Source organism: Bdellovibrio sp. BIS2, from assembly GCF_055398295.1.
Genome location: NZ_AP035879.1, coordinates 3,401,752 through 3,413,680, shown reverse-complemented (window position 1 = coordinate 3,413,680; position 11,929 = coordinate 3,401,752). Strand labels below are relative to the sequence as shown.

10 protein-coding genes are annotated in these 11,929 nt (G+C 50.3%); 2 read left to right on the top strand and 8 right to left on the bottom strand.

The window, feature by feature from the left end; genetic code table 11:
• Positions 1 to 19: 19 nt before the first annotated feature.
• On the top strand, positions 20 to 415 hold the full coding sequence (locus ACZ520_RS16195; RefSeq protein ID WP_088564129.1) for a DciA family protein: 396 nt from the start codon (positions 20 to 22) through the stop codon (positions 413 to 415).
• 40 nt (positions 416 to 455) lie between these two features.
• Here ACZ520_RS16195 and ACZ520_RS16190 read toward each other — a convergent pair whose 3' ends face one another.
• The 8 genes from ACZ520_RS16190 to ACZ520_RS16155 all read right to left on the bottom strand — a co-directional run bounded on the left by ACZ520_RS16190 (position 456) and on the right by ACZ520_RS16155 (position 8,546).
• Positions 456 to 3,029, bottom strand: coding sequence for a hypothetical protein (locus ACZ520_RS16190; RefSeq protein ID WP_464126523.1), 2,574 nt, complete (start codon positions 3,027 to 3,029; stop codon positions 456 to 458).
• Positions 3,030 to 3,041: 12 nt separating this feature from the next.
• The gene (locus ACZ520_RS16185; RefSeq protein ID WP_232469015.1) at positions 3,042 to 4,193 is read right to left on the bottom strand and encodes a hypothetical protein; all 1,152 of its coding nucleotides are present in this window, start codon (positions 4,191 to 4,193) and stop codon (positions 3,042 to 3,044) included.
• Between the two features lie 164 nt (positions 4,194 to 4,357).
• Entirely contained in the window at positions 4,358 to 5,191 is an 834-nt protein-coding gene (locus ACZ520_RS16180; RefSeq protein ID WP_416479929.1) for a S1 family peptidase, read from the bottom strand.
• A gap of 81 nt (positions 5,192 to 5,272) precedes the next feature.
• Positions 5,273 to 5,569, bottom strand: coding sequence for a hypothetical protein (locus ACZ520_RS16175; RefSeq protein ID WP_232469018.1), 297 nt, complete (start codon positions 5,567 to 5,569; stop codon positions 5,273 to 5,275).
• Positions 5,570 to 5,717: 148 nt separating this feature from the next.
• The gene (locus ACZ520_RS16170) at positions 5,718 to 6,533 is read right to left on the bottom strand and encodes an MlaD family protein (protein ID WP_088564134.1); all 816 of its coding nucleotides are present in this window, start codon (positions 6,531 to 6,533) and stop codon (positions 5,718 to 5,720) included.
• A complete protein-coding gene (locus ACZ520_RS16165) occupies positions 6,533 to 7,279 on the bottom strand; it encodes an ABC transporter ATP-binding protein (RefSeq protein WP_088564135.1) in 747 nt (248 codons plus the stop codon). Before ACZ520_RS16165 ends, ACZ520_RS16170 begins: the two co-directional genes overlap by 1 nt.
• A complete protein-coding gene (locus ACZ520_RS16160) occupies positions 7,276 to 8,031 on the bottom strand; it encodes an MlaE family ABC transporter permease (protein WP_416479930.1) in 756 nt (251 codons plus the stop codon). Before ACZ520_RS16160 ends, ACZ520_RS16165 begins: the two co-directional genes overlap by 4 nt.
• Positions 8,032 to 8,063: 32 nt before the next feature.
• Positions 8,064 to 8,546 (bottom strand): hypothetical protein, encoded by a 483-nt coding sequence (locus ACZ520_RS16155; RefSeq protein WP_374031273.1) that lies wholly within the window; start codon positions 8,544 to 8,546, stop codon positions 8,064 to 8,066.
• A 595-nt stretch (positions 8,547 to 9,141) separates the two neighbouring features.
• On the opposite strand from ACZ520_RS16155, the gene ACZ520_RS16150 reads away from it, so the two are divergent.
• Positions 9,142 to 11,922: a tetratricopeptide repeat protein gene (locus ACZ520_RS16150; protein WP_464126518.1), complete on the top strand. Its 2,781-nt coding sequence runs from the start codon at positions 9,142 to 9,144 to the stop codon at positions 11,920 to 11,922.
• The last annotated feature ends 7 nt before the right edge of the window (positions 11,923 to 11,929 follow it).

Below are 11,929 nucleotides of genomic sequence, written 5' to 3'. Positions count from 1 at the left end.
GTGGTAGACCTTTTCTTACATGGATCCCAATCAGAAACCCAAAGGCAAATTATCTATCGGCTCGGAAGTACTACAGAGACTTTTCGAAAATGGCAAGTCGCCATTGTCCGAGCAGTTTATGCGCTGGAAACTATGGGCAAAATGGGAAGAAGTTGTGGGTCCGACTATCGCCAAAAATGCCGAACCGGTGGGTTTTCAGAGGGGTGTTTTGTACGTTTGGGTGCGAAACTCGTCCTGGATGCAGCAGATGATCTTTATGAAGGATCCTATCCGCGACACCATCAATCAGAAGTTTGAAAACAACTTTGTAAAATATATCAAGTTCACCCTGGATCGCCGGGAGGTTCCGACTGAGGACACCTCCACTTTCAAAGAGATGATCCAGAAAATCGCACCAGAATCCGACGACGACTAAGGCTGATGAAAAAGGCTCAGCCTTGCAGTTTACTCAATTTTTATTTTAGGTTTTTAAGAGCGGCTAGCCACGGGTTCATCAGCTTTTCCAGTTGAATGCGGCTTTCTTCCGGCAGGTGTGGTTTCAGTTCGCTGAGTGCCAGCAGGGTGTTGATACGCTCGGGCAGACTGAGTTTGCTGCCGTCGCTGTTGATATAGAATTCTTCCTTGGCGTTGAACATCTGGCGGTTCATCGCATAGTAAACTTCCTGAGCGGACCACAGATAAGAATCAATTTTCGTGATCTGCCAGCCCTTTAACAGCGCACGAATCGCCAGGGCCTGTTGTTCGACGCGATAGTCTTTGTTCACTTCCAGCGTGCGTTCATTCAGATTCATTTTGGTCACAGCCAGCTTGTCGGCTTTGATCAGTTGATTGGAAATAAAATTGGAAAGCGCCAGGATCAACAGACGCATGTCTTTGCGGCCCGCATTTAAAATATCCAAAGGCGCTTCGCCGTTGGCGTCTTTTTCAAGCAGGATCGATGATTTGGTGTTTTCTACACCTTCGGTGGCATCCAGGAACTCGCTGAGCGCCAGCAGGAAGTTTGCCGTGTCGCGGGTGCTGACCGTCTGCGTGCGTTCGCCTTTTTTGATGTCAACGATTCCGGCCATGACGGCAGTTTCATTGGTTGTTCCATAGCTGTCTGCCCAAAGCAGATTGTTGTTCAGACTCAGCATAAACACCGGGGTTGCTTTTTTGGTGATGTCCTGAAGCAAAACCGCCGCATTCCCCAAATTCAGAGCAAAGAGCATGTCTTTCGGGAACAGAGGCTGTTGCAGGTCTTCGTGCTGGGCATCCTGAGTCAGATCCTGCGCTTTGATCGGACCCAACTGTTCATCATAGGCGGTTTTCTTCCAGTCGGCCGTCAGGCGCATCATGCGACTCAAACCACGAATTTGCGATGCGAAGGCTGCCGCTGAAAAGTCTTTTTCATAAGTGAGCTCGTGATCTGCATGATAGGCATCACGCAGCTTGATGATATCAGGGACGCGGAAGGAAAGTCCCGGGTCTTTGGAAGCATCAAAATTCATTATGTCCAGCAAGGTGCCTTCATGATTCACCGGAGCCAACAGGGCCGGAACCAGATTGTTCTCCATGTCACGATAGCCAGCAATTGCCACCAGCTTGTTCACCTGCGCCAGCATTGCGGCAAAGGCATTCGGATCGTTGGCAGGCGACTCTTCCAGCAAAAGGACATTGGCCGACATCGCCGGACCAATGGAGTCTGCGCGCAATTGCGGGGAGGCTGCCGCCGGCTTCAGATTCAGGGATTTGCTGGTGGAGGCTTCAAACAGAACCTGTCCGCCTTCAAAGCCAGGCAGCATGCCGTCGGTGGCGGGCAGGACTTTCTTTTGCCATACCTTAAACAGGTTGCGCACATAGTTCTGATAGCCGTCACGCACCCGTGTGATGGCCGCCGCTTTATCTGTCAGGCCCACATCGATGTTGTCAGCGAAGGTCTGGGGCATTGTCTTTACGAATTCGGCAGCGAAGGCCTCAATGGAGGTCACAACATACTGGCGGGTGGCGTTGTTCAAATCGCGCTGCAAAGTCTCTACACCGAATTTTTTGATTTTCGGAAGAATAAAGATCTTTTTGGTGATGCCGTCGATGATGCCGCCGTTGCAGCCTTCGGTGGCCAGGCAGATCAATTCGTCCTCGTTCTGTTTGGACAGGAAATCATACAGTGTTTCATTCACCGGTTTGAAATTCTGTTCGCGCTCGGCGGGGGTCAGCATGCGCCATACGTCCACGATCACGGTCAGAGCGCTCTGGGCATCGGACATGCGATCCAGGCCCACCGCGAGTTTGCGTCCCTGCAGCATGCTGGCCTGAAGTTCCGGGGTCAGTTCGACCTCAAATTGCTTAACGGCGTCGTCAATAAGGCGCAAAGTTTCTGAAAGGGTTTTGGTGGCCGCAAGTTTTGCCAGCAGGGCGCGCACTTCCGCAAACAAGGGTGTGGTTTTCTTCTGGAACTCTTCTGTCAGACCACTTTCGATAACCGGGATCAGTCCCATATTGGGGATTTCCGCCAGCACCATGCCCGTGAATATTTCGGCGCGAGAAAGAATCTCGTTCAGATTTTTAATGGGAACCTGAGGCAGTCCCGGGCCCAGAGCCTCAATGTGTCTGCGAATCACCGGACGCGATTTTTCGATATCGGCCAGAACTTCAGTCAAAGTCCCGCGGACTTGTTCCTGGGTCTGAGAAGTGGCCAGAGATGCAAACGGGGAATCCGCTAGCTCCGTTGTCAAAGTGGCCTGGGGAGTGCTGTAATATTTGCGAATCCAGGAAAGCCCGGTCTGCTTTAGGGCCGGTGTTTCGGTGGAAGCACCCAAGTGGTGCAGAGCCTCAGCAATTTCAAAGAACCGGGCGCTGCCGATGGTGCCAGCCCAGTACAATTCCGGAGTGTCTTTGCCAAACTGACGAACACGCAGGTTCAACCGGGTGTCTTTGGATTGCGGGCCGAAAGAAGTTTGGGGTTTTTCAAAGACACGTTCTTCCACTTTCGGAGCGCACGCCGAAAGAACAAGGGCCGAGGACATCAGAATGTGCAAAGACTTTCTTAACATGGGCCCTCCTTTCTAGAAGAACATCATCAAGTTCATTTCCTGCGCCAACTGGCGTTCGATATTGACGCCGGCAAAGACGTCGGAAATCTGATAGCTGATCATCATGGGAATCAAGGCGGTCTTTTTAAAATATGAATTCACCGTGCTGTAAGTCAGCTCGGCCTTCACGCGGTGAGCGGTGGAGGCGGAATTCAAAGCCAGCAGGTCATAGCGTGTATTGCGATCGCCACGATAGACGTCTTTTTCTTTGGTCGAATAGTCATAACCTGCCCCCAGCGTCCAGCTGTCGCTGAATTCATAGAAGGCATTGCCACCGACGGTGGCGATATTACCCAAAGTGCGGGTCACGTCCTCTTTAGTGGTGGCATCAGGCAAGGTGTCATCTTCATCGGTGGGAACCCGGGCTGTGATGTTGTCCGGGATGTTCACCAGATAAGAAACGTAAGGAACCAGATAGGCTCCGGCAAAGATTTTGTGGGAATAAACGAAAGAATTCGTGATGTTCGTGCGACCGAATACATTCAGCGCAGCCAGATCGTCGGTGTCGTATTTAGGGCCCGTCGGCAGATTCAACTGGGCCTGATGGGCCATGGTGATGTCGCCTTTTTCATAGAACTTGTAAATGCTCACCACGTTCACATCGCCAATGAAACTTTCATCGCGGTTCGCAAGTGGTTTGTAACCCTTTGCCGTCAAAGTCTCGTTGGTGGCTTTGCTCAAGTCCGTATTCAAAGCCGCATCCAGTTCCGGATTCAGTCCAGAGAACTGCTGGCGATAGTATTCAATATTCGAGAACTCCTGCGAAAGGGAGATCTTGTTGGTGTAAGACACGACCGGCACGCCGACACCGATTGTCCAGTTCTTGGTGATACCGCGGGCGAAAACCGGGGCATAGTATTGAACCTTCGGCATGGTGTCCACGCGCAGGACGCCCAGATTGAAGGCATCCCCCAGATTGTGACCACCGAAGCGGTTTAAAGCGTCAATCAGGCGTTTGGCGTCGGAATTAAACTTAGCCAGGGATTTGGCGTCGAAGACCACGGATTTGTAGTCCCCCAGATTCATCAGGCTGCCGCTTTCGGTGTATTTCTGGCTGATGCCGTCGATCATCCCAAAGCGCAGGGAAGGGCTGTTGATCCCCTCGGGCAGTGTGCTTGTTCCCATAAGCGAACCATAGGCGCAAATTGAGCCTAAAATTCCGCAAAATGTTACAAGTAACGCCCGAATATTCACAGCATTTCCTTCTAAAGCATTTAGATTGTATTTAAAAGTCTCTTCTGAAACTTACTAACTTTAACCTGAAATTCTTATGCCACTCGCGCTGCGGATTACTCTTGTGAAAGAATCTTGGATGTCGCTTCGATCCAGTCCATGTGGAACTGAACGTTCATGTATTCACCCTGCATGATGCACAAGTTCCATTCTTCCTTTGGCAGTTTGTCATCGAAGAATGTTTTCGAAGCCACGCCCACCACCATGGTGTCGCTGCCAATCGTGGTGATCGCAGGTCCACCGGAATCACCCTGACAGAAGCCTTTTCCTTGTGATTGATCCACGATGAAAGCAGGTTCGGTCGGACTGTACTTGGCGATATTCAAATCTGCCGTGCGCAGAATGCCGACATTGCCTGGGAAGGACGGACGGCCGTCCATGCGACCGAAACCAGCCGCTTTGATGCTGTTTAACCCCAGATCCACGTCTTTGGCCGGCAGTTTCATGATCTCGATATTTTCTGGCAGGGCCGTCTCAAGCAGTACCAGCGCCAGATCGTACTTTTTGTTTCCGTTTTCGTATTCAGGATGAACCAGGAATTTCGAGGCCTTGTAATAAATCGCCTCGCCATCCTCGTTTTTCAATTCAATTCGGTGTAAAGCGTCTTCGCGCTTTGAAATGCAGTGGCCCGCCGTCAGGATCAGACGGGGAGAAATAGCACTGGCTGTGCACTGGGAAACTTTGTATCGGGTGATGGTCCCGCGCTCATCTTCGGTGATTTGCGGGTCATACAGCACGCGGAAGTTCAGGGCCTGTTTTGCCGTGGCTTCAGTCACGGCCACGTCGGTCCCGCCGACTATGCCGTCAAAGTTGGAATTAACCAGGGAATCTTTGGAGATCTGGCCCTGGCAGGCGGACAATATGAGTGACAATACGATCAACTTTCTCATGCCGGGTCTGACTTGCAAAATTGCAACTCAGCTTATATGCATCCCAAGGGGTTTTCGGCTGTCAAAAAGTTGGATAGTGCCCTAAAAAGACCACGAAATTTGGGCAGCCGCTCCCACAGCTTCCGTTTGCATCAGGCTGGAAACCTGCAAAGTGGCGGAGGTGGCTGGGATCTTTTCAGACCAACTGACCTTCATTTCGCGCACATCGCCGGTGGAGTCTTCATTGTCGATGTAGATCACTTCGGAGCTGATGCGGTTTTCGCCCAGTCCATCCATCGGAAGTTTCAGGCGGTGTTCAGAGGCCTGCGCAGTCCCCGCCAAGATCAGTAGAAGAGTAACGCCGATTGAAATTGCTTCGAGTAGTTTTGAATTTTCCATGAATCTAAAACTAAAGATCTTTGAAACGATTCTCCACTCGGGTTTCCAGGATTTCTGGACCAAGTGGAGGAAGCTTGCAGAATTAAAACGGTACTAAACCGAAAAGACCAGCAGAAAGCTAGTCTTTGAAGGGGACTAGCTGAAAAGGCTAGTCTTTGGTTTCTTTTTCGATGGAAGTGCGAAGCAGGGACTCGACGTGATTCTTGCGATTGGAACCACCCAGCATGTTTTTCAGGCGGTTGTGAATGGACGGATCGTTGATCAGTGCGCCCAGACTGCCTTCGCCACGGTCGATCTTGGACAGAATGGAATCCAGTTTTTCGATGGATTTACCCAGCTTTTCGCCGCCTCCGTGGGCATTCATCTGCGCCACGAATTTCTGGCTGTCTTTGCTGGTCTGGGAAAAATTCGTGCTGGCGGTTTCAAGGTTCGCCATGATTTTACCCATGCGGTTTTCCACGTTCATCGCATGGGTGATTTTGTAAAGCTCGTTGATGATATCAAAGATTCTGTTGGTTTCATTGCCACGCTCAGAAACGATACCCAAAAAGTCCGTGGGCTTTGCCACTTCCAGAATATCGCCTTCTTTCAGGCTTTCAGCGCGCGGGTCCCCTGGGATGATAAAGACGAACTTGTCACCCAAGGCCCCTTGCGTGCGGATTTCCACCTGGGAACCCTGACGGATACGGTCGATATAGTCCTCGTTGATTTTCATCTTTACGTCCAAAGAGTTTTTCTCGGGCAGGAAGGTGATGGTTTCAACGTTACCGACGGTCACACCGGACAGGGACACGACGCTTCCCACCGCCAGGCCCTGAACCTGGTCAAAGTGAGCATGCACACGCACATAGCTTGTGAACAAGGCCTTGTCCGCGCCGAGCATAAAGATGGTGGCCAGAATCAGGAAGATCCCGATGGTCAAAAAGATTCCGACTTTGATTTGGGTGCCGAAGTGAGATTCCATTAAGCACTTTCTCCGTTGATGAACTGGCTCATGGCCCCTGGGGGCTCTTGTTTGAGTTTTTCAATTGTGTACTGCTCGCCGATTTTTCCATTCAGCAGCAGGGCAACCTTGTCACAGACGGCATAGACCGTCGGCATGTCGTGGGTTACCAGAATCGAGGTCACACCCTTGGCCTTCAGGCTTAAGATGGATTCCTGGATGCGTTTGGTGTTGTAAGGGTCAAGACCCGCTGTCGGCTCATCGTACAAAACGACTTCGGGGTGCATCATCATCGCGCGGGCCAGGCCCACACGCTTTTGCATACCACCGGAAAGATTTCCCGGCAGCAGGTGTTCAGATCCCGGCAGGCCAAACTCCTGCAGGGTTTCTTTGATCTGGCGCGAGATTTCCTCTTCGCTGAAGTTGAAATGTTCACGTAAAGGATACGCCAGATTTTCGTACACCGACATCGAGTCAAACAAAGCCCCGCCCTGGAAGGCATAGGCCACTTTCTTGCGGATTTCGATCAGTTCGTTTTCTTTCATCGGAGTGATATCCACGCCGTTGATCAGAATCTGCCCGCTGTCAGGTTTTTCCAAACCGACCAGACTGCGCAGAATAACACTTTTTCCGGCACCGGATCCGCCGATCAGGCCCAGACATTCACCTTTACGCACATAGAAGTTCACACCCTGGTGCACTTTCTTGCTGCCAAAGGACTTTTTAAAGTCCACCACTTCGATAACGCCTTGTCTGGTTTCGCTCATATCATTTTCTCCACGATCCAGAAAAGTTTTGAAAGGAAGAAGTCACCGACTACAATCAGGATAGACGACACGACCACCGCTTTGGTGGTGGCGATGCCGACTTCTTTCGTGCCGGCTTTCACATTCAGACCGAAATAGCAGGACGGGATGGCAATAAAGAGGGCAAAGAAGAAGGTCTTCGCAAATCCGGACAGATAATCTTGGATGTTGGAAGTCGTCATCACTTTCAGATAATAGAAATTAGGATCCAGATTCAGTTCAGTCGCACCGATGATCAGGCCGCCCAAATTTCCGACGATGTTGGCAATAGAAACCAGGATCGGCAAAGTGATCAGGCATGCCAGAACACGGGGAATAACGATTTTCTTGATCGGGGATGTGCCCAGAGCACGAATCGCATCAATTTGCTGGGTCACGACCATACTGCCAATTTCACTGGCGATACCGGCACCCACACGAGCCGCCAGCATCAGACTTGTAAACACTGGACCCATTTCACGCAAGATGGTCACGGCCAGCAGTTTAGGAACATAAAGTTTACCACCGAATTTTTCCAGACCCATCCCAAACTGCAGGGACATCACCATGCCGATGCTGACGGCGGTGATCACGATCAGCGGCAAAGAACGCATGCCGATCTGATAAATTTGTTCAGAGATCAGTTTGTAATAGATACGGCCACGGATGGTTTCACGGAAAACATCACGGCTTAGCAGCCCCACTCCACCAATAAAGTGGAGGACTTCCATCATAAAGACTGTGAAGGGCAGGGCGAGGTTATTCATCACGGAGCCTTAAACTGAGCCTTAAAGTCTTCAAAGTGTTTCTGTTCAGCCGCAAACTGCTTCTGAACGCCACCATAACTCAAAGTGTAGTTGCAGTTGTTTTTCTTAAACACCAACAAAGCCAATTGCACTGGAATGCCATCCACCGTGCCCGTAGCAACGGATTGACGGGCCTCGCGGCCATTGAACATCAAAGTGTCTGACTTAACATCCAGATTGGAAAGCGCCGCCAAAGACTCGGTTTCCATTTGCTGTAAGGAAGGATCCGAGCCACCACAATCAGAAACAAAAGAAATGGTATTGCCCGTAGCCGAACTCAACCAGGCTTTGTCAGAGTTACCAGCATCAATGGATTTAAACGGAGAAGCAGGCGAAGAAAACTCCACACCCTTAGCAGGCACAGATTTCCGCCCCGGCAAATTCACCGACACACACCCAACAAAAAGCAAACTCAAGATGCAACAAACAAAGATGTTCTTCATAGCACCCATCCATCGGAATAAATTGAGGAAAAATCCAGAGTCTGTACGGCGAAACAGTGCCTCGGTCTAGTGCGGATAGGGGGAGCGGTGGCGCCTCATCCCCTTCGAACACATCCTCGCGGACGTGGCCCTTTGGGCCTACTGCTGCGGAACTTGGGGCTGAGCCACCACCGCTCCCCCTATCCGCACTAGACCAAGCTGTCCGACCTTCCAAACAAGAATTTTCCCACTGCTTCTAGCGCCCCACCGAGAGCTCTCGTTAGCGCGTAGAAAAAGTTCAGAGAACACACGTCGTGTGCACAAGCCCACAAAACCTGCCGGCACACCAGGCGCTTGGCAGGGGCTTAGGCAAGCCAGACGCGAGTTCCGCAGCAGCACGTCCCAAAGGGACGGCGTCCGCGAGGACTGTCCGAAGCGGCTGGCTTGCCTAAGCCCCTGCCAAGGGCCGGGTCGTTTGCCGTCAGCGTTTTGGCGGTGGTGTTGGAAATTCTATGAAACTTTTTGCCCATCTGGAAATTATTTGCCAATGGACCTTTGAAAGAGGTGGCACCGTATGTGCAATAGCAGAGCGAAGGGAAGAGAAGGGGTTCAAGGAGTGAACACTTTACGCAATTTGATCGTGGCAGGATGCCTGTTCTTTGGTCTAGCTTCAGCGCAAGCGGCGAAGGTCAATGGAATCATTAATTTTCAGGGCGACACTGTTCACATGGAACTGTCGGGCCAGCAAAATTGGGATTACGACGTCAAACGCCTTGATAAAAAAGGTCAGGTTGTCGTTGAAATGACCGTGCCGGCGTTGGATGAATCCACGATCGGTTCTCTTTCTTCATTTAAAAGTGATTTTGTGACGTCGGTGGCTGTGGACCGCAAGGGTCCGGATGGCAAGAACGTGATTCAGTTCACCCTCTCCGGCGAAGACATTGAGACATTTGATTACCTGACGGATCAGCCTTCTCGCCTGATCATGGATTTCTATGTGAATCCTTCCGCGAAACCTAAAAAAGACAGCAAAGCGGTTGCTAAAAAAGACACACAGATCCCGACCGAGCTGCCTGCTAAAGATGTGAAACCTGTAGCAAAAGCCAAAACAGACAAGAACCGCAAACCTGCGGCGGATACTTTGGCGATTGCGGATCAGGGTGTGGGCTTTGCCGCTAATGATTCGGTGAAATCCGGTATCTTTGACGGTGGCGATCCGGACTATTCCCGCTTCTCGGTTAAAGACTATGAGATCAAAGAAGAGGCGATGATCCGCGCCAAGGATAACTACTATATTCCGTTCCCGATGCTGGAAACCCCGGTCAGTTACTGGGAGAAAATGAAGATCACTCCGGCGATCTATCAGATTTCCCCGCAGTCCACCGAAGAAAACAAACAGGCTCGCTTGCTTTTGACTCTTTTTGAAAAGCAGCGTTATGGCGTTTATCTGAAAACGCAAGCTTGGTTCAAAGACAAGTATCCAAAATCTGAATACAACGAAGTCATTGATTTCATGACTGCCGACGTTCACCTGGCCCTGTGGCAGGAAGAAGGCCGCATGAAGGATTATGACGAGGCAATGCAGAAATATAAGGAAGCGGTCGCAAAGTATCCGCGCTCTCCTCTGGCGGAAAGAACGTCCGTGAAGACAGGCTTTTTGGCTTTGGAAAAAGGCGATGCGCTGAATTCCCTGCGTTTGTTCCAGGAACACATCGACAATAAAAACTTCTCTGGCAAAGAATCGGTTTCAAAAGACCTGGCTCGTCTGGGCATGGGTTTGGCTTTCATGAAGCTGAACAAATGGACTGATGCAATTGCCCAGTTTGATCAGGTTGAAAAAGAAGCGACCAACCGCGATTTGAAAGTGGAAGCCGCTTACCGTCGTGGAGACGTTTGGGTGCGCGGCAAGAACTATGCAAAAGCGGTTGATGAATATCAGAAAGCTTTGAAGAAGTATCCAGAGGGGCAGGGTTCTTACCCGAATGCCTTCTTCAATCAGGCGGAATCTTTGTTCATGATGAACAAGTACCCGCAAAGTCTGGACACTTATCGTGAATTTGTGAAGAAATTCCCAAGCAGCAATCACTCGGCCTTTGCGATGACCCGCATGGGTGAATTGCTTGAAATCTTCGGTGCCGACAAGTCCCGCGTGATGGGGGCTTATCTGGAAACTTACTTCCGCTATGGTGAAACTCCGAATGCGGTGATTGCGCGTTTGCGTCTGTTGAGTGCGCGCATGAAGGGCATGAAGCCGAAGGAAGTGAACCATGCGGTTGAAGAAATCATGTCTTTGGCTAAAAAAATTGACCTTCCGAACATCGAGCAGTTTGCAACTGTGATGGTCGCGGATGGTTACACTCACCGTGGGGAACACCAAAAAGCGGTGGATCTGCTTTCCAAGTATTATAAAGAACATCCAACATCTGTGGATGTTCCGCTGCTGACCAACCGTATTGTTTCCAACATCAACGACAAGCTGGAATCTGAAGTCAATGAAGGCAACTTCATCAAGGCTTTGAAGACCCACAGTCAATATGCTGACAACTGGCTGAAAAATTCAAAGCGTCTGGATACAAAATATAATGTCGGTCGTGCCTTTGAAATGGCCGGCGTTCCGGTTGAAGCGGAAAGATACTACAAAGACGTTTTGAATCGTATCTATGCGATTCGTGGCACCGCGGAAGCCAAAGAAATCCAGGTGAAAGAGCAGATTCCTTCTGAAGACGAGCTGAACCTGCGTCTTTCCAACGTGTTCACTCAAGAACAAAAATACAACCAGGCCTATGACTATCTGAAAAATATCAAAGCTCCTGAAAAGATGGATGAAAAAGCTCAGATTGAACGCGTGAACATCGCGGTTCGTCTGCTGGAAAAACGTGGTGATAATGACTCTGCGGTTCGTTACCTGGGAGAATTGCTGCGCACCTGGAAAGGCCAGCCTCAACTGGTGGCAGAACCTTACTTGAAGCTTGCAGAGCTTCAGGTGAAACAAAGCAAGCCGGATGAAGCCATCCAATCTTTGGAAATGATCGACAAATTGCAAAGTGATTCGGGCAAGATTTCCCCGGTTGTCCACGCCAAAGCGCTGGAAATGATGGGTGATATCTATCTGGATAAAAAGCAGCAGGATCTGGCGACAGGTTCCTATGAAAAGCTGCTGGAAAAATACGAAGACAATCGTCCTCTGTCCTCTATCCGCTACAAGCTGGGTCAGATCTACTTCAAAGCAGGTGAGATCCAGAAGGCGGCTGAGGTTTGGAATGACTTCAAAGGTGACAAGAGCGGGTTCTGGAAGAATCTGGCTCAGGAGCAGTTGAAGAATTCAGAATGGCGCGACGGTTACAAGAAATATATCAAAAGAATTCCAGCTATGTCTGAGAACGAGCAAGGCCAATAGGAGTTTG

What these genes read in the sequence shown, in the direction of transcription:
- ACZ520_RS16180 (WP_416479929.1), bottom strand. Translation starts at nt 5,191, where the DNA reads ATGAGAAAGTTGATCGTATTGTCACTCATATTGTCCGCCTGCCAGGGC.
- ACZ520_RS16165 (WP_088564135.1), bottom strand. Translation starts at nt 7,279, where the DNA reads ATGAGCGAAACCAGACAAGGCGTTATCGAAGTGGTGGACTTTAAAAAG.
- ACZ520_RS16170 (WP_088564134.1), bottom strand. Translation starts at nt 6,533, where the DNA reads ATGGAATCTCACTTCGGCACCCAAATCAAAGTCGGAATCTTTTTGACC.
- ACZ520_RS16155 (WP_374031273.1), bottom strand. Translation starts at nt 8,546, where the DNA reads ATGAAGAACATCTTTGTTTGTTGCATCTTGAGTTTGCTTTTTGTTGGG.
- ACZ520_RS16195 (WP_088564129.1), top strand. Translation starts at nt 20, where the DNA reads ATGGATCCCAATCAGAAACCCAAAGGCAAATTATCTATCGGCTCGGAA.
- ACZ520_RS16185 (WP_232469015.1), bottom strand. Translation starts at nt 4,193, where the DNA reads ATGGGAACAAGCACACTGCCCGAGGGGATCAACAGCCCTTCCCTGCGC.
- ACZ520_RS16160 (WP_416479930.1), bottom strand. Translation starts at nt 8,031, where the DNA reads ATGATGGAAGTCCTCCACTTTATTGGTGGAGTGGGGCTGCTAAGCCGT.
- ACZ520_RS16175 (WP_232469018.1), bottom strand. Translation starts at nt 5,569, where the DNA reads ATGGAAAATTCAAAACTACTCGAAGCAATTTCAATCGGCGTTACTCTT.
- ACZ520_RS16190 (WP_464126523.1), bottom strand. Translation starts at nt 3,029, where the DNA reads ATGTTAAGAAAGTCTTTGCACATTCTGATGTCCTCGGCCCTTGTTCTT.